Origin of the sequence: Ochrobactrum sp. RH2CCR150 (genome assembly GCA_014138095.1) — a bacterium.
Lineage (GTDB): Bacteria > Pseudomonadota > Alphaproteobacteria > Rhizobiales > Rhizobiaceae > Brucella > Brucella gambitense.
On sequence record JACGXE010000005.1, the window covers coordinates 350,219 to 372,068 of the forward strand.

Sequence of the window (21,850 nt, forward strand, 5' to 3'; positions counted from 1 at the left end):
CAGCATGAAACGCAATTCGGTACTGCCGGGGTTCGGTCTGACCCTCGGCTGCACCTTGTTTTATCTGACGGTCATTGTGGCTTTGCCATTGCTCGCCATGATCATGAAAACCGCAAGCCTTGGCTGGAGCGACTTCTGGTCCATCGTCACCTCTGACCGCGCACTGGCCACCTATCGCGTTACGCTCAGCACGGCAGCGCTTGCGACCGTATTCAACGGTCTGTTCGGCCTGCTGCTGGCTTGGGTGCTGGCGCGGTATGAGTTTCCCGGCAAGCGTCTGATGGATGCTGCCGTCGACCTGCCTTTCGCCCTGCCGACGGCCATTGCGGGTCTCGCACTGGTGACTGTCTTTGCGCAGAACGGCTGGTTTGGTCAGTTTCTGGAACCGCTCGGCATCAAGGTCGCCTATGCGCCGCTGGGCATTTCCATCGCCATGGCTTTCACGAGCATTCCCTTCGTCATCCGCACGGTGCAGCCGGTGCTGGAAGATATGAATGCCGATGTGGAAGAAGCCGCGCGCAGTCTTGGCGCGAAGCCCTGGCAGATTTTCGCCTATATCGTCTGGCCGACGATCTTCCCGGCCTTTCTTGCGGGCGCGTCGCTGTCCTTTGCGCGCAGCCTTGGCGAGTTCGGCTCCATTGTTTTCATTTCCGGCAATCTGCCATTCGAGACAGAAGTGACATCACTTCTGATCTTCATTCGGCTCGACGAATATGATTATCCGGCGGCGGCAGCGCTGGCTTTTGTCATGCTGGTTGCAGCATTTCTGATGCTTCTCATCACCAACCTCATTCAGGCAAGGCAGCTTCGTTATGCAGAGCGCTAATCTGGCACGCAACGCGCCGGGGCCGGTTCGCAGCCTGTTGATCTGGCTTGCCGCCCTGCTGTCGGTATTGTGCATCGGCGTACCGCTGGCGATCATCTTCACCTATGCATTCAGCAAGGGCGCGGGCGCGTTCTTTGGCGAAATCCTCAAACCCGATACGTTGCATGCGATCTGGTTGACGGTGCTGGTCGCAATCGTGGTCGTGCCGATCAATATGGCGTTCGGCGTCTGCGTCGCGTGGCTGGTGACAAAGTTTCGTTTTCCGGGGCGCAGGCTGCTGATTACCTTTGTCGAGATTCCCTTCTCGATCTCGCCGATTGTCGCGGGCGTAACCTATCTCTTCCTCTATGGCTCGCAGGGGCTGCTTGGACCGCTGCTCGAAAGCTATGATCTCAAGATCATGTTCACGGTCCCGGCGATCTTCTTGGTCAGCCTGTTCGTCACGTCGCCTTTTGTGGCGCGTGAATTGATCCCGCTGATGGAAGTGCAAGGCAGCGATGAAGAAGAAGCGGCGATGACGCTCGGCGCCAATGGCTGGCAGACCTTCTTCTATGTCACGCTGCCGAATATCAAATGGGCACTACTCTATGGCGCGGTGCTGTGCAATGCACGCGTGATGGGCGAATTTGGCGCGACGTCTGTCGTGTCCGGGGCCATTCGTGGCAAGACGAACACCTTGCCGTTGCAGGTGGAGCTTCTGTTCAATGACTATAATGTTGCCGGAGCCTTCGCCGCGGCTTCTACACTCGCATTGATTGCCGTTTTGACGCTGGTGCTGAAATTCCTGCTGGAGCGCAAGCAACACGCTTAACGCCGTGCGCCTAGAAGGTCACACGGCGTTAAAATGATCAGGCGGCCAGTTGGGCAGCTTGGGAGGGGAGGATTGCCTTTTGCGGCTCCCTTTGCAGGGAAGAGGCGAGAATGACGCCTTCTGGCCAACGGCTGAAACCGCTTGCAACATTGATGTGACCGGCATGACCGATATCGACAAAGCCTGAACCCCAGATATTCGCCAGAGCCTCTGCCTTGGCAAAGCGCATATAATCGTCATTGCGGCTGGCGACGACGATGGATGGGAAACCCAGCTCATGGCGCGGCAGCGGTGCAAAGCTTTGGAAACGGCTGTCTCTGGAGGCCATCGTTTCCGCATCGGCAGGGGCAACGAGAAGCGCGCCCGCAACATGTGCGGCAGCCGGACGGCTTGCCAGATGAGCAACGAGCACACAGCCGAGGCTATGGGCGACCAGAACTGCGCCGGGATTTTCGGCCAGTTTTGCTTCGAGCGCATGCATCCAGTCAGATAGCACTGGATAATGCCAGTCGTCCTGTTCAACCAGTAATGCTGACGGATCGTCATGCAACCATTGGCGCTGCCAGTGGCCTGCTTCCGATCCCTTGTAACCGGGGATGATAAGTGTCGCAGGCATGCGTTGTTTCCTTTTCCGGCAATTGCAGCCAAAGCGCCAGAGGGCTTTGCTGCAATTGCGACATCACAGAGATCAGAGCCTTGGGAGGGCTTTTACTGTTCCGCTTTTCGTCCCGATCTGGATACGTCTTGCGAAGCAGTTTCCAAAATAGGCGCTGAAACCTGCTATTTTAAGGAAAAGGAATTCAAATTCAGGCGGATAAGTGAAAATTATTCTCCGCCTGAATGGGGTCTCACTTGTTGTGCTTTTCATTCCAGCGCAGCAGGAACTGCGATTTCTCGAAAACCAGCACCACCACCAGCGACATGGCGAAAGGGATCAGGAGATAGAGCAGGCGGAACACGATCAGTGCCGCCAGCACATCGGCCTGGTTCATGTCCGGAAGGCCGGTCAAGAAAACCAGTTCAAGCACGCCAAGGCCGCCCGGCGCATGCGAAATGAGCGCGGCCGAGAAGGAGACGAGGAAAATGCCGAGCACAATCAGGAAACCGGGATTGCCCGCTTCGGGCAGGGCGAAATAGATGATGCCCGCAGCGCCGATCAGTTCGAGAGGTGCGACGACCAACTGCTGCACGACGACCGACATACGCGGATATTCGAGCCGGAACTTGCCGATCTGAAGCGGGCGCAGCTGCATCCAGCTGCCCAGAACATAGAGGAGGACGAAGGCCAGCATGATCAGGGCGATGACCATGGCGACAGTGGGCGTCAGGTCTTCGTTGAAGCGCATGAGAACATGCGGCTCCAGCAACAGGACCACGCTGGAGGTGATGATGACACCGAGAATGAACGTAAACGAACAGAAGGCGATGAGGACGGCGATCTCGCTGCCCGGCATGCCTTGCGAGGAATAGGCTCGGTAGCGAACGACAGCGCCGGAGACGACGGATGCCCCGATATTGTGCGACAGGGCATAGGTGGTGAAGGAACAAAGCGCGATGAAAAGCCAGGAAATCTTGCGCCGGAGATGGAGCAGCGCGATCCGGTCGTAACCGGCGAGCGAGCTATAGGCGAGAAGGGCCGCCGCCGCTGCCAGTACCCAGTGATGTGTGCGAATGGCGTAGAGGCTGTCCAGAACATCATCGAGCGAAATGCTGCGAAGTTCACGATAGAGAAGCCAGGCTGAAACGCCGACAGCGCAGACACCGATGACTGGCCAGATATAATCCTTTGCTTTCATTAACCGATTACCGCCCCTTCAGCTCTCATCATGTTCCCCTTATATGGCCTGTGCTTCGCCATCAGCCGCAACCACCGAACTGTCGTCCTGTGCCTGAGCGTGCTGCTGTGGCGACCGGGCGGAAGCATTGCCGCCCGTATTTGAAACTTCTGCACCGATGGCCTTGGCGATTGCTTTTGCAATCTCTTCTTCGCCAAGAATGACGGAGGTTGCACCGAGATCGGTCAGATATTGTGCTTCGGCCTGCGAACTGGCCTGCGCAACGATGTGAATATCCGGGTTGGCCGCATGGGCCAGAGCAGTTGCGCGTCCGGCCTCGAAGGCATTCGGAATCGCAATGACCAGATTTTTGGCAAGCCCCGGATTCGCTGCGTTTAATATTTCGGTATCAGAGGCATTGCCTGCAATAGCTTCGATGCCTTTTTCCCGCAATGCGGCGCAGATTTTCGTCGAATCGTCGATGACGAGGAACGGCATGGCGCGTTCCTGCAAACTGCTGACAAGCCTGCTGCCGATATGTCCGTAGCCGGCAATGATTGTGTGGCCAGTCAGGCGTGTGTGCGGCAATGGTTCCGGTTCGGAAACGTCGATGGCGGTATCGCTCGCGCTGTCGTTGCCGCTTTCGGATGTGCTGCGCTTTTCGATCCAGGGCCGCATCCGCTCCGCAACGATGAACATCACTGGATTGAGGAAGATCGACAGGATCGCGCCTGCGAGAATGAGGTCGCGTCCGGCGGGCGGCAGCAGATTGAGGCTGACGCCAAGCCCAGCGAGGATGAATGAGAACTCGCCGATCTGCGCCAGACTTGCGGAAATCGTCAGCGCGGTGCTGACCGGGCGGCGGAACGCCCGCACGATAAAGAAAGCCGCGACAGACTTGCCGATCAGAATGATCGCCAGCGTGCCCAGCAGGGGCAGGGGGTCTTTCAGCAGGCTCATCGGGTCGAACAACATGCCGACCGAGATGAAGAACAAAACCGCGAAAGCATCGCGCAATGGCAGGGACTCTTCAGCGGCGCGGTGACTGAGTTCGGATTCGCTCATCACCATTCCGGCGAAGAATGCGCCAAGCGCGAAGGATACGCCGAAGAGATGCGCTGCGCCGAAGGCAACGCCAAGCGCGATGGCCAGAACGCCAAGGCGAAACAATTCGCGGGAACCGGTTTGTGCGACGACGTTGAGAAGCCATGGGATCACCTTGCGCCCGACAACCAGCATCAGGGCGACGAACAGAACCACTTTGGCGATGGTCAGGAGGATGATGCCGCCAATGCCGAGACCAAGCCATGCGGCAAGCGGGTCGCTGGCTGCGGCACTGGTCGCGCGGCCGGTAACGCTGGCAACGGCTGGCAGCAGAACCAGCGCCATGACCATGGCAAGATCTTCAACGATCAGCCAACCCACCGCGATGCGACCGCGTTCGGTATCGATGAGGCGGCGCTCCTGCATGGCGCGCAAAAGTACAACCGTACTGGCCGTGGAAAGGGCGAGGCCGAAGACCAGTCCTGCTTCAACGTCCCAGCCGAGCGTTAGTCCAAGCCCGGTGCCCAGGGCAGCGGCGGCGGCGATCTGCGCCAATGCGCCCGGAACGGCGATGGCTTTGACGGATAGCAGGTCTTTCAGAGAAAAATGCAGGCCGACACCGAACATCAGCAGGATGACGCCGATTTCGGCGAGCTGCAGAATGAGGCCCTGATCGGCAACAAAACCCGGCGTGTGCGGACCGGCAATAACGCCAGCCAGAAGGTAGCCGACCAATGGGGAAATCTTGAGGCGGGTGGCTATCGCACCGAAGATGAAGGCAAGGCATAACCCGATGACGATTGTCGCAATCAAAGGCGTGTCATGGGGCATAGGGTGCCGTTTCCCTCTATTGAATTCAGTTCATTATGGGAGCCGGGCAGGACGGAAATCCTGCCCGGCAATTGGATTACTTCTGCGCGATGGCCTTTTCCTCAGCAGGCTTGTGAGCCTCCTTATGGTGCTGCCACCAGTCACCCAGCAGAAGCAGAATCGGCGCTGCGATGAAGATCGACGACGACGTCGCAATGACGATACCGAACAGCATCGGCACGGCGAAATTATGGACGGCGCTGCCGCCCCAAACTGCCATCGGGAACATACACAGGAAAGTCACGACCGAAGTGTAGATACAACGCACGAGCACCTGATTGATACTCATGTCGATGATCTCGCGCAGCGGCTTCGACTTATAGAGGCGCATGTTTTCACGCATACGGTCATAGACCACGACCTTGTCGTTCACCGAGTAACCGATGATCGTCAGAAGGGCCGCGATAGCCGTCAGGTTGAAATCGAGCTGCATCAGCGCGAAGAAACCGACGATCTTCGTGGTGTCGAGGATGAGCGTGATAATCGCACCGAGCGCGAAGAACCACTCGAACCGCCACCAGAGATAGACCAGCATACCGAGTGCCGAGAGCACGACAGCGATGAAGCCTGAACGGGCCAGCTCGCCGGAGACCTTCGGTCCAACGACTTCCGTCCGTTCGATCTTCACACCCGGATCGAGTTCGGTAACGGCTTCGCGCATCTTGTTGACGGCTACCGTCTGTGCTTCTTCGCCGCCATCCTGACGCTGGATGCGGATGAGCACTTCATTGGCGCTGCCTGCACTCTGAAGCGCAACTTCACCCAGTTCCAGCGCACCGAGCTTGGCGCGAAGCTGCGCGAGATCGGCTGGCTGTGACGTGGTGATTTCGGCCTGAATACCGCCCTTGAAGTCGATGCCGTAATTCAGGCCCGGCTTGAAGAACAGTACGATCGAGGCAATCGACAACACGATGGACACGCCGATGCCGACAAAACGCGCATTCATGAAGCGATAGTTGGTGCCTTCCGGCGCGAATCTCAGGATCGGCTCGATGTGCAGAACCTTCAGCTTGCGCCTGCGCACGAACCAGCCCATTGCCATGCGCACGAGCGTCACGTCGGTGAACATCGAGATCGCGATGCCGAGCATCATGGTGATGGCGAAGCCGCGAACCGGGCCCGTACCGAACATGAACAGGAGCAGCGTCGAAATCAGCGAAGTGACGTTGGAGTCGACGATGGTTGCAAAGGCGCTGTGGAAGCCTTTGTCCAGCGCGGCCATGGCGCCGAGACCCTTGCGCGTTTCTTCGCGGATACGTTCGTTGATAAGAATATTCGCGTCGACCGCGATACCGATACCCAGAATGATACCGGCGATACCGGGCAAGGTCAGTGTTGCACCGATGAGGCTCAGCGCGGAGAAGGTCAGCAATGTGTGCAGAAGAAGCGCCACATTGGCGATCATGCCCCAGAGGCCGTAGAGCAAAACGATGAACACGGCCACGAGCGCGAAGCCGATGATGCCGGTGATCAGACCCATCTTGATGGCGTCGCCGCCAAGGTCAGGACCAACGGTGCGTTCTTCGATGACGGTCAGCGGTGCAGGCAAGGCGCCAGCGCGCAGAAGCGCGGAGAGAACCACGGTGTCCTGAACCGTGAAGCTGCCGCTGATCTGGCCCGAACCGCCCGTGATCGGCTCACGAATGACCGGGGCGCTCAAGACCTTTCCGTCGAGAACGATGGCGAAAGGACGGTTCACGTTCTTGGTGGTGATATCGGCGAACTGACGCGCGCCAAGGCTGTCGAAACGGAAGGAAACGATTGGCTCATTGGTGCGCTGGTCGAAACCGGCGCGCGCATCGGTCAGGCGCTCGCCCGACAGAGCGACCTGATCCTCAATCGGATACTTGACATTCGGGTCCTTGGAATCCGGCATGATCGTCACGCCCGGAGGCGGTGTGTCATTCGGATTGGCGTCGGCAACCATGTGGAAGCTCATCTTCGCCGTGCTTCCGAGAAGCTGGCGGAGCTGGGCTGGATCCTGCAGACCCGGCAGCTGAACCACGATACGATCGGAACCGACGCGCTGGATCGACGGTTCGGCAACGCCGACCTGGTCAACGCGCTGGCGGATGATTTCAAGGCTCTGCTGCAGCGCTGCATCGAGGCGGTAGTTGAAGCCCGCCTCGGTCAGCGTCAGGCGGATCTGATTATCGGTCGAATTGACGTCGATATCATTGATCGCTGTGCCGAAGCCGCTGGTGTTGACCTGTGAGATGAGCGTGCGAAGCGCCGTTTCCGCCTTTGCGCGCTGATCAGCATCGGGGATTGCCACGATGACGGCATCGCCCACGGCGCGGATCGACTGCGGCTGGATGCGCTCTGTGCGCAATTTGCTGCGGGCATCGTCCAGCAGCGCACGCAGGCGGTCCTTTTTGAGGCCGGCTGCGTCCACTTCCAGCACGAGATATGAACCGCCGCGCAGGTCGAGACCGAGCGTCACCTGACGCTTCGGGAACCATGACGGCATCGCATCAAGTTGTTTTTGTGTGAAGAAGTTGGGCAAGGCGATGATAAGCCCGATCACGACGATCAGGCTGTACAGCGCTACGACCCATTTCGAAGTACGCATGGATTGTGGTTCCGGGTCTGCGCGTCATCTCAAATCCCGAATGACTGACCGACATGGAGAGCCAAAATCTGTGCGGGGGTGGATGACGCTGTTTTACGTAAAAGGGTTCGGGACTGGAAAAGCCAGTCCGCTTGTGGTGCCTATTATGCGCCTACAGGAGGCGCGCGGGCAAAACCAAAATATTGCTGGGCAGCCGTGAAACGCTGAAAGCCAAGCTCTGCCTCTGCGGATTTCGCATTGGCAAAGGAAAGGCTAGTTCCGGTAACGGCCAGGACCGTGTCGCCACCCAGCGGGTAAGCTGCCTTGATTTTCGCGGCAATAGCTTCGATGAGAATGGCGCGCATTGGCTGCGACGCCGGTGCCGATTGCTGCCGGACCGGGGCCGCGGGGACGCTTTCAGCCTGTCTGGCTGCAAGCATCTTGGGCAGGCTGCGCGAAGTATCGTCGCTCGCCTTTTCGTTGAGTGCGGAAAAGTCTACGGCGAACAACAGAGCTGCAAAAGACAGCACGCATGCCATCAACAGCATGAAGCCATGCTGTCTATGATGCCCTGTGCTGTTCATGCCTATCATAAAACCGCCCAGACTTTCGTTAGAGTCTCGCTCAGGATTTGAGCCAGCTACCGCACTGTCCACGAATCCTCATTAGCCATTTGTGCCGGTGTGAACAAGGAAATACTGGCGATTTGCCGTGGTTTCGTTGTCGTTCGGCAGCGAGGGCTGACGAAATGCACGATTGGAGACTTTGGGGAGCAAATGGGATTCTCTCTTGCAACCCGCCTTGTTTCCGTTCTACGGCGCTTTATGTTGAAACAGTGATCTTCTTAACGGCAGATTTGAAATTGGCTTATTTATCGACGTTTCGGATTCTTGCATTTTCTCTATTGATCGGTGCGCTTTCGTCGGGCGGCATGGCGTCCGCCATTGCGCCCGCCAGCGCGCAGGATAACAAGCCGCAAGCGCAGCAGACTGCGCAACCGGCCCCAGCCAATCAAGCGCCTGCCAGTCCTTCAAATGACGGCGCTCAGGCTGCGCCGGCAAACGATGGCGATCAGGAGCCTCATCCGCCGATACCGGCCATTGTACAGCAGCAAAAGCCGATCATTGACGATCTGAAGCAACAGGCGCAGAAGATCAGTGAACAGCTGCAAAAATCTGGAACCAGCGACGAAACTCTGGCCAATCTGAAGCTTCAGCTGGACGGGCTTTCCAAAAAGCTTCTCGATGCGGGTGTCGCCTTCCGTCCGCGCCTGACCGAAATCAATACACGTCTGGAGCAGCTCGGCCCTGCGCCGACCGGCGAGGCGACGGAACCGGGCATCGTCACCGATGAGCGCAAGAAGCTCACCGCCGAAAAAGCGGCGATCAATGCGATGATCGGGGACACGGAAGATACATCGCTGAACGTCAATCAGATGTCGGCAAAGATCGGCGATCTGCGTCGCGACCTTTTTGCGAGAACGCTGTCGCAGCGCGTCAATCTTGACTCTGCACTCGGCACCGAGGTTGCAGCAGCGGCGAGCAATCAGGTGGTGTCGCTGTGGCGCATCATCCAGTCATGGTGGCGCTTCGTCGTCACTTTCAAGCTGAATTCGTTCCTGGCCGCTGCATTTTTCGCATTCGTCGGCGCACTGGTGATCCAGCTTGGTGCGCGGCGTGTTCTGGGTACGCTTTATCAGCGAGATCCAACCATCGAGTCGCCATCCTATCTCAGCCGTCTTCTGGTTGCTTTCTGGTCCACGGTCATTCCGTCGGCGGCAATTGGCGTCTTTCTGGCGACCACCTATTTCTTCCTGAATTATTTCAATGTTCTAAGGACGGACGTTGCGTCGATACTGGAATCGCTGTTCATCGTCCTCGGCCTCGTTTTCTTCATCCATCGGCTTGCAGCAGCCTGTATCAGCCCCGACATGCCGCAATGGCGGCTCGTGCCGGTTGCCCCGCGCCCCGGACGGGTTCTTGGCCTGCTGATAACAGCGACGGCACTGACAACGGGCATCGATTCCTTTGTCGGAACGGTCAACAAGCTTCTGTCGTCGCCCTTGTCGCTCACCATGGCACAAAGCCTTTTGGCGACTGTGATGGTGGGTATTCTCATTCTGGCCATCGCCTTCCTGAAACCGGTGGTGCGGCGTGATGATGAGGGTGTGCGCTCATGGCCGCGTGGGTTCAAGGCATTCCTGATCATTCTGGGACTACTGCCCATTTTAGCCGCCGTTTTTGGCTATATCGGCTTGGCGCGCTTCCTGTCGCAGCAGATCGTCGTCACGGGTGCGTTTCTGGTGACGATGTATCTCGGCTTTCTGACGGGCCGTGCCATTTCCGAAGAACAGGCATTTGCATCCAGCAAGGTCGGCGCAGGTCTGCGCGAGCGTTTTCACTTCGATGATGCGACATTGGACCAGCTGGGTCTCGTCGCAGGCATTCTCATCAATCTGGTCGTCGCGCTGATCGGTATCCCGCTGGTGCTGATGCAGCTCGGCTTCCAGTGGGCCGAACTGAAGAATGCATTCTTCAAACTGATGACCGGTTTTGAGATCGGCAATATGTCGGTTTCGCTGATGGGGCTGCTCACCGGCGTTCTGCTGTTTATCATCGGATATTTGCTGACGCGCTGGTTTCAGAATTGGCTCGACAACAGCGTCATGGCGAGAGGCCGCGTCGATTCCGGCGTGCGCAACTCGATCCGCACGGTGGTCGGTTATGTCGGGCTCTGTCTTGCTGCCCTGATGGGCGTCTCCGCGGCCGGGTTCAATATGTCCAATCTGGCGCTGATCGCCGGTGGTCTTTCCCTCGGTATCGGTTTTGGTCTTCAGAATATCGTCCAGAATTTCGTTTCGGGTCTCATTCTTCTCGCCGAACGCCCGTTCAAGGTTGGCGACTGGGTGGAAGCGGGCACGGTCAGCGGCATCGTGAAAAAGATCAGTGTGCGCGCAACGGAAGTGGAAACCTTCCAGAAGCAATCGATCATTGTGCCGAACTCGACGCTCATCAACGGCAATGTCGGCAACTGGACGCATCGCAACAAGCTTGGCCGCATCGATATCAATGTGCAGGCCTCCTATACGGAAGATCCAAGACGTGTGCATACGCTGTTGCTGGAGATCGTGCACGGCCACCATTCCATTCTCAGAAATCCTGAGCCGTTCGTTGCTTTCCAAAGCATGACCGACTCGCTGATGGTGTTCGATATTTATGCGTTTGTTGCGGACATCACCTCGACCGGTGGCATCAAGAACGAATTGCGGTTTCAGATTGTGGAACGGTTCCGCGAAGAGGGCCTACATCTGTCCTCGTCTTCAACCGATCTGGTGTTGAGCCTGCCGGAAATCGAGAAGCTTTCAGAGATCGTGCAGAAGGCGCCTACAGCTGCGCCGAAGAAGAAAGCGCGCGAAGAGAAAGCCAAGGCAACGGATGACAATGACGATAAAGCCTAATGAACGTGTCGTTCAGTTGCAGTTCAGTTTTGTCCAACTATAAATGAACAACAGAACGCCGGGTCGTTCTTTGAGGATGAAAGCGGGGCACTTGCTTTCATCGGGGTTGTAGAAGCGGGAGCGGTGGAAACGCCGAAACGATATGAACGTAATTCAGATCAACAAATTTGGTACGATCGGTCTTGGCGCAGTCATTATGCTTGCAGCTTCCATGGGCGGTTCCTACGCTGCCAAGATTTCCAACAAGGACAGCGCCGCGCAGACCATCGTGGTCACGGAAGGTGCGTCCAAGCGTGAAATGGTCGTCGCACCGGGCGACACTGTCGACTTCTGTTCCTCCGGCTGTTTCGTGACCTTTCCGAACGGCGATCGTGAAGCATTGACGGGTGATGAGACCATCACTCTTACCGGCGGCAAGGCGACGCTGAAATAAGATCGCCAAACTGTAGAATTGAAAAAGCCGGGCGAAATGCCCGGCTTTTTGTTTGTCGCTCGGTTGGATCAGCTGCGCGGCTTGAGGTTTTCCGGGTCGTAAAGCGGCTTGTAGCCAACGGACGCCACTTCCACCGGATAGGTTTCGCCGAAATATTCGACGGTCAGCTTGCGACCTTCCTGACAATGGCTCCATGGCAGATAGGCAAGCGCGATATTCTTGCCGATGGTCGGGCCGAATGCCACCGACGAGGTGAATGAGCGGCGGCCCAGCTCATCGACCAGCGTTTTTCCTGTTTCCGGCTCCATGACAGGCATGATGCCGACGGGATAACGCGCCACGCCTTTCGAATCGATATTGTCAGTCATAATCAGCGTGCAGAGCATGGCAGGCTGATTTTCGCGGGTGCGATACTCGACATGCTTGGCCTTACCGCGGAAATCGGCTTCCTTGACCTTTGGGCGCGCCAGATCGGCTTCAAGGAGATTATACTCCGTCAGCAGGTCGGCATTCTGAAGGCGCAGGCTTTTCTCCATGCGGCGGGTATTGGCATAGGTTTCTACGCCCACGGCAATTGTGCCGGTGGAGCGCAGCGCATCCCAGACGGCGAGGCCATCTTCATAGCGCATGTGCAATTCCCAGCCCTGTTCGCCGACATAGGAAATGCGGAAGGCAGTGACGTCCTTGCCCGCAATCCTGATGGGCTTGATCGCCGCAAAGGGGAAGTTCTCGGCATCCAGACCTTCCGGATTTTCGACAACCTTCTTGAGGTTCTCGCGAGCATTCGGGCCCCATATGCCGACAGTGACATATTTTTCCGTCACATCGGTGATGGTGACGTCAAAGCCCTTATCCTCGGCCACGCGACGCATGTAATGGAAATCGCGGGGGCCTGCATCGGCGCCGTTGATCATGCGGATGCGGTCAGCCATGCGGATTGCCGTGAAGTCGGCGCGCACCATGCCTTCATCGTCGAGGAAGTGGGTATAGATGCCCTTGCCGATATTGGCATCGCCGCCAATCTTGGCCGCGCATAGCCATTCCATCAGCTCGACATGATCCGGGCCTTCAATATCGTACATCGCGAAATGCGAGAGATTGATGATGCCGCAATTTTCGGTCAGTTCGAGATGTTCGGCATTGGAAACGCGCCAGAAATGGCGGTTGTCCCATTCGTTTTCACGCACGGGAACGCGGTTGCCATATTTTTCCAGCAGATGCTCATTGGCGGCATAGCCATGCGCACGCTCCCAGCCGCCGAGTTCCATGAAATGACCGCCCAGCTCAACTTCCCGTTCATAGAACGGCGAACGGCGGATATTGCGACCCTTGGAAAATGGCTCACGGGGATGCACAGCCGGATTATAGACCTTCATCGCCGTTTCGGTGCAGCGATCCCAGATGAACTGCTCGGTCATCTGGTGCGGATAGAAACGGGAATAGTCGACGGCGTGATGGTCGATGGATGTGCGACCGTCCGTCATCCAATCGGCAATCAGCTTGCCCATGCCGGGGCCGTCCTTGACCCAGATGGCGACTGCATACCAGAGGCCGCGTACCTTCTGGCTTTCGCCCATCGAAGGGCCGCCATCGGTTGTGACTTGCAGGAAGCCATTGAAGGAATGACTTTCATTGTACCCAAGCTCACCGAGGATCGGGGTCAGTTCAATAGCGCGCTCGAGCGGCTCCAGAACCTGTTCCATATCGAGGTCGCGCTGCGATGGTGAAAGGCGCGCTTCGTGCTTTTCCAGCAGGTCACGGGGGTGGCAGAGGCGCGGATTGGTCTCTTCGTAATAGCCCCATTCGATCTGGCCGCCTTCGGCAGTCTTCGGGTCGCCCGTATCGCGCATATAGGCCGAATTGCCCTGATCGCGCATGAGCGGCCAGCCGATTTCCTTGCCGGTGCCTTCGAATTCATTATACGGGCCGAAGAATGTCAGCGGATGGTCGATTGGCATGACGGGCAGGTCTTCGCCGACCATTTCGGCAATCAGACGTCCCCAGAGACCAGCACAGATCACGACATAATCGGCTTCGATGGTGCCGCGATGCGTGACCACACCCTTGATGCGACCGTTTTCGACCAGCAGCGACTGGGCAGGCGTGTTGGCAAAGCTCTGCAACTTGCCAGCAGCTTCGGCCTGATCGATCAGCTTGCCGGCAACCGTCTGCGAACGCGGGATGACCAGACCGGCATCCGGGTCCCACAGACCGCCCTGAACCATGCTTTCTTCGATCAGCGGGAATTTTTCCTTGATCTCCGCCGGTTCAATCAAGCGTGCGCGCGTGCCGAAGGCCTTGCCGGAAGCGACCTTGCGCTTGATTTCATCCATGCGGCCATCGTCGCCGACACGGGCAACTTCAAGGCCACCGACGCGGGCGTAATGCCCCATCTTTTCATAGAAATCGATGGAATAAAGCGTGGTCCAGCAGGACAGAAAATCGTGGCTGGTCGCATAGCAGAAATCCGACGCGTGGGCTGTCGAACCGATATCGGTCGGAATGCCCGACTTGTCGATGCCGACGATGTCGTCCCAGCCCCGTTCGATCAGGTGGTGCACGACGGATGCGCCGACGATGCCACCGAGCCCGACGATTACGACTTTCGCCTTTTTAGGAAACTCTGCCATTTTATGTGACCCTGGTTGGTATTTGACAGAACCATAATCGCTGATGGGGCAGGATATTTGCCTTTATACGACATATTCGCTGCGTGACACGACTGCGTCGATTACCGGTCATAGCCGGGGTTTTGCGCGATAAGCCTGTTCTGCAAGCGACATGCCGGAATGGGCTTCCCCCGGTCTTGCGAGATTGATTCCGAAAGACCCTTTACGGTTCTGATTTTCTTATCTTTTACACGAACGCCCGATTGGCGGCGTTCTCATTCGCAGCACAGATTTCCACTATGCCGCGATGAGCATTTTGCGATCTGCGCGTTCCTGTTGCGGAGAGCGCCCGTAGAGTTCGCGATAGCATTTGGAAAAATGCGACGCCGAAACGAAGCCGCATGCCACCGCTACTTCCACGACCGGCATGGATGACTGCAAAAGCAGGTGCCGCGCCCGGTCAAGGCGGATTTCCAGATAATAGCGGGCGGGAGAACGCCCCATCTCTTGCCGGAACAGGCGCTCGACCTGACGGCGCGACAGACCGATCGTATGAGCGACATTGATCAGCGCCTGCGGCTCGGACAGGTTGGCTTCCATCATCTCGATAATGGTCAAGACCTTGGAGTTCTGGATGCCGAGGCGTGCGCGCAGCGGCAGGCGCTGCCTGTCCTGCGGGCTGCGGACGCGATCGGTCAGCGCCTGTTCGCAGATCTTGTTGACCAGATTGGCGTCGAAATCATCGCCGATCAGCTTCAGCATCATGTCAAGCGATGCAGTGCCGCCAGCGCAGGTGTAGATATTGCTGTCGAATTCGAACAGGTCCGCATAGACCTCTGCCTTTGGGAATGCTTCGGCAAAGCCGGGCAGATTTTCCCAATGGATGGCGCAGCGCTTTCCGGAAAGAAGTCCGGCTGCGGCGAGAATATGCGCGCCGGTGCAAAGACCGCCGACCGCCACGCCACGATTATATTCTTCGCGCAGCCAGGCGAAGACCGATTTGTTGCGGAAGTCCTCGACATAGACACCGGAGCAGACAAACACCATGGACGGGCGCTGTTCGCGTTGCAGATAGCGTCGTTCGTCTTCCAGCGACGCATTGACGGCGCAAACCACGCCGTTCGATGCCGTGACCGGCTGGCCATCCACCGACGTCAGGCGCCAGTGATAGGCCTCGTAGCCGAGCATACGATTGGCGATGCGCAGCGGCTCGATGGCCGTCGCAAACGCGATCATCGAAAAGTTCGGAACCAGAAAAAAGACAATAGACCGCTTAATCGATGAAGCCTGGTTCATAACCGGACCGTTCCCATTTTTTGAAGCAGGCGCCGCGGTTCCCGACGCGGTGCTGCTTATGTCTCCGTCACGACTGCGGGGTCGATTTCTGCCCCGCTTTTGCCGGTCGCTATCAGACCGGCGCCCCCTGGATCATTGCCCGCAAATGCTAGGGGAGGACAATGACGCAAACGGGATAGTGCTTTATTGAGACACAGAACGGTTAGGTTGCAAAGTGCGGCTAAATGCCTGCCGCGAGAAGGTATTTTTATGTCGTGAAAATGAGGGCGAAACAGGCTCGCCCTCATTCGAAAAGTAATAATTGTCGCAAATCAGCCCTTACGCGGAGTGTTCGGGCGCGTGGAGCGAACCTGACGGACGATTGGCAGACGGTCGTCGATTGCCGGCCAGCCAACGTCCTGCCGGATATGTTCCGGCAGATTTTGGATCGAGAGGCGGGTGCGGGCAATCTTGCGGTCCAGCCGCCACTGATCAATCCGGCTCCGCAGTTCGAAATAAGCCTGACGCAACCAGACAAGTGAAGAAGCGGATGTCGACGGCGTTGGGCGGCGATTGTGACGTGCGGGTTGGCCAATAGTTTGGCCCACGGTTTGGCCCACGGTTTGGCATTGTACGGTCATTTTCGGTCTCCTCGGGCGAGAATGGATTGGTTTGAATGCCTGCTGCAGCGGGTTGTGTGTTTTCGATGGAGTTAATGTGCGCTGTGCTTGACGTTCAATCAAACGAAATATAAAAAGGCTTAAGATCAGAAAATTTGATTTATCATCATCGGAGTCCCGTCATGACAGCGCCCGTCCAGCATCCTTTGCCAATGCTTGATATCGATGTCCTTCGCACGTTTGTGGCGATTGCAGACACGGGTAGTTTCTCATCGGCCGCCAATGCGGTTTTTCGCACGCCATCGGCTGTATCGATGCAGATCAAGAAACTTGAGGAGCAGATCGGCGTCGCCGTGTTTGACCGCGATGCCCGTTCGGTGACGCTCACCAGTGATGGCGAAGTTCTGCTCGGTTTTGCGCGCCGCCTTCTGGCGCTCAATCGTGAAGCGGTTTCCAAATTTGTCGCACCGACCGTCACTGGCGTGGTGCGGCTTGGTTCGCCCGACGATATCGGCGAATGCGTTCTGCCGCTTGTTCTTAAGCGCTTTGCGGAAACGCATCCGGGCGTGACGGTAGACGTGGTGATCGATCAGAGCAGTAATCTGCGCAAGCGTCTCGATGAGCGGCGTCTCGATGTTACGCTGGTCAATATTTCGCATACGGTGCCCGGCAAGGGTGACACGGAAGTTTTGCTCGATGAGGAACTCGTCTGGGCTGGCGCGAAATGCGGAACGGCTTATCGCCGCGATCCGTTGCCGCTTTCCATCTGGGAAGAAGGATGCGCCTGGCGCGGCAATGCGCTGGAAGCGCTCGAAAGCTCGGGCCGTCCTTATCGCATCGCCTATATGAGTTCACATTCCACTGGGCAGCGCGCGGCCATCATGGCCGATCTTGCCATCGCGCCTTTCGCGAAAACCTTGCTCGGCGAGGGGATTGTTGCGTTGGGGTCGGAGCATGACTTGCCTGAGCTAGGGCGCTATCAGCTCGGCATGATTATCAGGCCTGAAGCCGGACCGCATATTCATGCAGTGGCGGAGAATTTGCGCAATGTTTTCGAAGCTTATCGCCGCACGGGACGCTTCGAGACTTTTCGCGCTTGCTGATACAACTCACAAGAACTTGTGGGTGTAAGTAATGCTTTCTCTTGTCAGGACAAAAGGTTGCGCTAGGTTTCCTGTATGACAGCCGGATGAAACGGCTTCATGGCCAGCAAACAGAGGCGGGGTCCGGGGTGGGCCGATGGATGCTGGCACAATACTGGCATGTGCGCCCATTCATCTGGGCTTTAACGACACCTATCGGAGAGACCGCTATGAAACTGACCCGCCTTGTCCCGGTTGCTATTGTTCTCTGTGCCTTCACTCTGGCTTCTTGTGCCAATACGGTTCGCGGCGTAGGGCGCGATGTCAAAGGCACAGCGCACGCCGTTCAACAGACGGTGGATTAAGAAAAAGGCCCGGGATCTGATCCCGGGCCTTTTCATTCATAGCTCAGTCCTCGTGAACGAGCGCTGTATAATGCTTTACTGCGCCTTGACGAGGAAATACCCCACCGGCATCTGCATATCGGGGCGCGTTTTATAAGCGATGCTTGTCGTCATGATACCAGTCGTCGGCACCTGAATATTGGCGCTCTCCAGAAGGCCTGCAATGTGGGCGTTCGGCGTGGCATCACCAAACCACATGACCAGAATCGGCGCTGTGATCTGCTTGGCCCCATTGGGCGTTTCTGGGTGAACCACCTTCAGCGACGGATCGAACAGTCGGAAATTGCCCGGTATCTGTGCATTATCCGCCACGATGGTCTTGAAAGATCCGTGGCTGCTGATTTCCGTATAAAGCTGGCGATAATCAAGCTGCCCATAGGGCGGGGTGCTCGACCCATAGATGAGATAATAGGACAAAACCGGCGGAACCAGTAGGGCGACTACCGCGCCCATGACCGCATACTCCGTAACAGGGCGGCTGCCGATGCGGAAGCGCTCCAGACGGAAAGCCAGCACAGCGGGCAAAAGAAACAGCACAGGCTGAAGCCAGCGGTCTTTGACGTCATTGGCGCCTGTCACAACAACGCCGACGAAAACAATCAGCAGACCGACAACCACCAGACGGCGCATGAATGTCTGGCCGGGCGTATAAGGCGTGGTGGGCACTGTGCGTTTCTTGAAATGGATGAGCGCGATGACCGCCGCGATTGCAAGCGCCAGAACCGAAAACAGGAAGGCAGCTTCAACGAAGCTCTCAATACCGTTCAGCCGATCGAAGAACAGGTTTCCGGATGCGCCCATCTGCAATTTGCCTGAACGGGCAATGACACTCGATTTGTGAGCGAACATCCATGTGGCCGTCGGTCCGACGCAGATTGCGAAGGCGAGCAAGGTGACGACCGATAGTTTCGACAGAAGCACGGCCCGATATTCCGGGACTGAAAGCCCGGTTACGATCACCATGATCAGGAAGAATGATGCGTTGAACTTGCCGAGAAGCGCTGCGGTCATGGCCACGCCAAGAAGAGCAGCCGAGATCACGCTGCGCTTGCGCATATGCCAGGCAAAGGCCAGGAAGGTCCATCCGCATCCCGCCGTGCCCGCGACCGAATGGGTCAGGGCGCGCTGCGATTCCCAGCCGATTTGTGGAATGAGAAACAGGCCGAGCATGCTGGCCGAGGCGACAACACGCGAGAAGCCGAGGAGCCGCATAGCGCCAAAAACGCTGAGGAAAAGGCTTGCCAGCATGCCGAACTTCACGATCTGAAGCGTCAACATGGACGTGCCTAGCACGGAGGCGGCAAGATTGGTCGTCCACGTATAGAGCGGCGGTTGCGAGCCGCCATAGCCCCAGTCGAGATAACCTATATTGGCGAGCTGTTCCGCATCATCGAGTCCAGCGCCGTTGGAGATATAAGTCACCAGAACGGCCTGAAACACGAAATAGCACACGACGAATAGGACCGCCCAAGGCAATCCCAATATTTCTTTGTCTGCGGTAGACGCGGTTTGTCTTAATGCGGTCAAGCTTGAAGTCCCGATGCTGAACGATGTGCCCCAGATGGGCGCAAACAGGCTGCTACATGTCACAGGAATATGGTCGGATTTCAATCCGCGTAGCGCCAAACAATCGAAATATGCGGACAATATTTGATAAAATTTTCGTTTACGGCAAAAACCGCGCTGCCTTACGGCGCACGGTTTTGCCAACTACGCATGGCAATCTCACCGGAAAAAACGCTGGTGAGAGATACATAAAGCTCCGGTACGCAATACCAGATCCGGAGCAGCGAGAGAGGTTTAGCCTGTCTCGTGCTCCTTTTTATCCGAACATCGTTACCGTACGGTTAGCAGACGATTAAGCAAATCTAAACATTGCCTTTTTGAGGCAAGTTTTTTCATGCATGTGATCTTTTTTTACTTTGCTCCGGATTTTTCGCGCAGATGATTGATGATGCCGGAAAAATCATCACTGCCATGACCTTCACCGTCAAACAGCGAGTAAATCGCTTCGGCATGGGCGCCAAGCGGCGTTTCCGCGCCCGCGCTCTTCGCCGCTTCCTGCGAAAGCTTCAGATCCTTCAGCATCAGTGCTGCGGCGAAGCCCGGCTTGTAGTCGCGGTTGGCGGGTGAGGTCGGAACCGGACCTGGTACGGGGCAATAGGTGGTGAGTGACCAGCATTGACCCGACGAAGTGGAAGCGACGTCGAAAAGCGCCTGATGCGAAAGGCCGAGCTTTTCAGCCAGAACGAAAGCTTCGCTGACGCCAATCATCGAGATGCCGAGAATCATATTGTTGCAGATCTTGGCGGCCTGTCCGGCTCCATCGCCGCCGCAATGCACGATCTTGCCAGCCATTGGCTTGAGGATAGGCTCGCCGCGTTCGAATGCCTTGTCGCTGCCGCCCGCCATGAAAGTCAGTGTACCTGCGGCTGCACCACCGGTGCCGCCCGAAACTGGCGCATCGATGGAGAGATGCCCATGGTCTGCCGCGATTGCGTGCGCCTTGCGGGCGGAATCGACGTCGATTGTGGAGCAATCGATAAAAGCTGAATCTTTTCGCGCCTTAGGGGCAATTTCCTCATAAACGGCGAGAACATGCTTGCCTGCGGGCAGCATGGTGATGACCGCGTCGACATCTGCAACGGCATCCACCGCGCTGGTCGCGATCTGCAAACCATTGGCGCGCGCTTCTTCAAGATGCTGCGGCAACAGGTCAAAGCCGCGCACTGTGTGTCCGGCCTTGACCAGATTTGCCGCCATTGGGCCGCCCATATTGCCGAGGCCGATGAATGCGATAGTGGCCATGGTGAATTCCTCCATACTAAATAGCTATTCAGCGACCGATCATATGCCTTGCAATGATCACGCGCATGATTTCGTTGGTCCCCTCCAGAATCTGGTGCACGCGCAGGTCGCGGACCAGCTTTTCGATCCCGTAATCGTGGAGGTAACCGTAGCCGCCAAAGAGTTGCAGCGCTTCATTGGCGACACTGAACCCGGTGTCGGTCACAAACCGCTTTGCCATGGCCGACCATTTGCCAGCGTCGTGGGTCTTGCGGTCGAGCTTGCTGGCGGCTGCGTAAAGCAGCAGGCGCGCTGCCGAAAGTTCGGTCTCCATGTCCGCAAGGCGAAACTGCAGGGCCTGAAAACGGTCTATCGTTTGTCCGAAAGCCTTGCGCTCGCCGCAATATTCCAGCGCCTTGTCGAGCGCGGATTGCGCGCCGCCGAGCGAGCAGGCTCCGATATTCAGCCGTCCACCATCGAGACCGGCCATGGCGATCTTGAAGCCTGTGCCTTCTTCGCCAAGCCGATTTTCCACTGGTACACGGCAGTTGTCGAAAATGACTGTTCGCGTCGGCTGGCAGTTCCAGCCCATCTTGTATTCGTTAGCGCCGAATGACAGGCCGGGTGCATCTTTCGGCACAACGAGGGTGGAAATACCTTTCGGACCGTCCTCACCGGTACGCACCATGGTGACATAGATATCAGTCTCTCCGGCGCCGGAAATAAACTGTTTTGCACCGTTGATGACATAGTGATCACCATCCCGCGTGGCGCGGGTGCGAAGGGCGGCTGCGTCCGAACCGGAGCCCGGTTCCGTCAGGCAGTAACTGGCCAGCCAGTCCATGGTTGTGAGACTGGGCAGGAACTGCTGGCGTTGCGCCTCATTGCCGAATGTGTCGATCATCCACGCAGCCATGTTGTGTATGGAGACAAAGGCCGAGAATGACGGACACGCCGCGGCAAGCGCCTCGAAAATAAGCACGGCATCCATACGTTTCAGTGCCGATCCACCCACATCCTCGCGGACATAGATGCCGCCCATGCCGAGCGATCCCACCTCGCGAAGCGCATCGACAGGGAAATGCTTGTCACGGTCCCATTGCAGCGCGTGGGGTGCAATCCGGTCGCTGGCGAAGCCGCGCGCCATCTCCTGAATGGCGAGCTGTTCTTCGTTCAGCTCGAACTGGTTCTGTTCGGCAGCATCCATGGTTTCCTCCCTATGAGCACCGCTCCTCTGAGGTGGACTAGAGCATAAGACCGGGGCACTGCCAACGCTCCATTGGAATAATCTTGCTCACATTTGTAA

17 protein-coding genes are annotated in these 21,850 nt (G+C 57.2%); 6 read left to right on the forward strand and 11 right to left on the reverse strand.

What is annotated here, in order from left to right; translation table 11 throughout:
* Nucleotides 1-4: 4 nt before the first annotated feature.
* The gene (cysT, locus tag FHW03_RS13640; protein ID WP_182521194.1) at nt 5-826 is read left to right on the forward strand and encodes a sulfate ABC transporter permease subunit CysT; all 822 of its coding nucleotides are present in this window, start codon (nt 5-7) and stop codon (nt 824-826) included.
* On the forward strand, nt 813-1,637 hold the full coding sequence (gene cysW, locus FHW03_RS13645; RefSeq protein ID WP_182521112.1) for a sulfate ABC transporter permease subunit CysW: 825 nt from the start codon (nt 813-815) through the stop codon (nt 1,635-1,637). Before cysT ends, cysW begins: the two co-directional genes overlap by 14 nt.
* A gap of 37 nt (nt 1,638-1,674) precedes the next feature.
* On the opposite strand, the gene FHW03_RS13650 is transcribed toward cysW, so the two are convergent.
* The 5 genes from FHW03_RS13650 to FHW03_RS13670 all read right to left on the reverse strand — a co-directional run bounded on the left by FHW03_RS13650 (nt 1,675) and on the right by FHW03_RS13670 (nt 8,470).
* The gene (locus tag FHW03_RS13650; RefSeq protein ID WP_182521113.1) at nt 1,675-2,253 is read right to left on the reverse strand and encodes an alpha/beta hydrolase; all 579 of its coding nucleotides are present in this window, start codon (nt 2,251-2,253) and stop codon (nt 1,675-1,677) included.
* Between the two features lie 232 nt (nt 2,254-2,485).
* Nucleotides 2,486-3,433: a lysylphosphatidylglycerol synthase domain-containing protein gene (locus FHW03_RS13655; RefSeq protein ID WP_182521114.1), complete on the reverse strand. Its 948-nt coding sequence runs from the start codon at nt 3,431-3,433 to the stop codon at nt 2,486-2,488.
* Between the two features lie 39 nt (nt 3,434-3,472).
* Entirely contained in the window at nt 3,473-5,287 is a 1,815-nt protein-coding gene (gene ybaL, locus FHW03_RS13660) for a YbaL family putative K(+) efflux transporter (protein WP_182521115.1), read from the reverse strand.
* 76 nt (nt 5,288-5,363) lie between these two features.
* Nucleotides 5,364-7,898, reverse strand: coding sequence for a protein translocase subunit SecD (gene secD / locus FHW03_RS13665; RefSeq protein ID WP_182521116.1), 2,535 nt, complete (start codon nt 7,896-7,898; stop codon nt 5,364-5,366).
* A 143-nt stretch (nt 7,899-8,041) separates the two neighbouring features.
* The gene (locus FHW03_RS13670; protein ID WP_182521117.1) at nt 8,042-8,470 is read right to left on the reverse strand and encodes a hypothetical protein; all 429 of its coding nucleotides are present in this window, start codon (nt 8,468-8,470) and stop codon (nt 8,042-8,044) included.
* Between the two features lie 269 nt (nt 8,471-8,739).
* Here FHW03_RS13670 and FHW03_RS13675 point away from each other — a divergent pair, with 269 nt between their 5' ends.
* Nucleotides 8,740-11,334 carry a mechanosensitive ion channel family protein gene (locus FHW03_RS13675; RefSeq protein WP_182521118.1) on the forward strand — a complete coding sequence of 865 codons (2,595 nt, stop codon included), beginning with the start codon at nt 8,740-8,742 and terminating at the stop codon, nt 11,332-11,334.
* Between the two features lie 142 nt (nt 11,335-11,476).
* A complete protein-coding gene (locus FHW03_RS13680) occupies nt 11,477-11,767 on the forward strand; it encodes a hypothetical protein (RefSeq protein WP_078339330.1) in 291 nt (96 codons plus the stop codon).
* Between the two features lie 68 nt (nt 11,768-11,835).
* Here the strand turns inward: FHW03_RS13680 and FHW03_RS13685 are convergent, their stop codons facing one another.
* The 3 genes from FHW03_RS13685 to FHW03_RS13695 all read right to left on the reverse strand — a co-directional run bounded on the left by FHW03_RS13685 (nt 11,836) and on the right by FHW03_RS13695 (nt 16,292).
* Nucleotides 11,836-14,397 carry an FAD-dependent oxidoreductase gene (locus FHW03_RS13685; RefSeq protein WP_182521119.1) on the reverse strand — a complete coding sequence of 854 codons (2,562 nt, stop codon included), beginning with the start codon at nt 14,395-14,397 and terminating at the stop codon, nt 11,836-11,838.
* A gap of 276 nt (nt 14,398-14,673) precedes the next feature.
* Nucleotides 14,674-15,672 carry a GlxA family transcriptional regulator gene (locus FHW03_RS13690; protein ID WP_182521120.1) on the reverse strand — a complete coding sequence of 333 codons (999 nt, stop codon included), beginning with the start codon at nt 15,670-15,672 and terminating at the stop codon, nt 14,674-14,676.
* A 311-nt stretch (nt 15,673-15,983) separates the two neighbouring features.
* Nucleotides 15,984-16,292, reverse strand: a complete 309-nt coding sequence (locus tag FHW03_RS13695; RefSeq protein ID WP_182521121.1) for a hypothetical protein — start codon at nt 16,290-16,292, stop codon at nt 15,984-15,986.
* 161 nt (nt 16,293-16,453) lie between these two features.
* On the opposite strand from FHW03_RS13695, the gene FHW03_RS13700 reads away from it, so the two are divergent.
* Nucleotides 16,454-17,374, forward strand: coding sequence for a LysR family transcriptional regulator (locus FHW03_RS13700; protein WP_182521122.1), 921 nt, complete (start codon nt 16,454-16,456; stop codon nt 17,372-17,374).
* A gap of 209 nt (nt 17,375-17,583) precedes the next feature.
* Complete coding sequence (locus FHW03_RS13705) at nt 17,584-17,718, forward strand: entericidin EcnAB (RefSeq protein ID WP_182521123.1); 135 nt, start codon at nt 17,584-17,586, stop codon at nt 17,716-17,718.
* Between the two features lie 75 nt (nt 17,719-17,793).
* On the opposite strand, the gene FHW03_RS13710 is transcribed toward FHW03_RS13705, so the two are convergent.
* The 3 genes from FHW03_RS13710 to FHW03_RS13720 form a co-directional block, all read right to left on the reverse strand.
* Nucleotides 17,794-19,233 (reverse strand): ArnT family glycosyltransferase, encoded by a 1,440-nt coding sequence (locus tag FHW03_RS13710; RefSeq protein WP_377514804.1) that lies wholly within the window; start codon nt 19,231-19,233, stop codon nt 17,794-17,796.
* A gap of 441 nt (nt 19,234-19,674) precedes the next feature.
* On the reverse strand, nt 19,675-20,565 hold the full coding sequence (gene mmsB, locus FHW03_RS13715; RefSeq protein ID WP_182521125.1) for a 3-hydroxyisobutyrate dehydrogenase: 891 nt from the start codon (nt 20,563-20,565) through the stop codon (nt 19,675-19,677).
* Between the two features lie 28 nt (nt 20,566-20,593).
* On the reverse strand, nt 20,594-21,751 hold the full coding sequence (locus FHW03_RS13720; RefSeq protein WP_182521126.1) for an isobutyryl-CoA dehydrogenase: 1,158 nt from the start codon (nt 21,749-21,751) through the stop codon (nt 20,594-20,596).
* Nucleotides 21,752-21,850 lie beyond the last annotated feature (99 nt).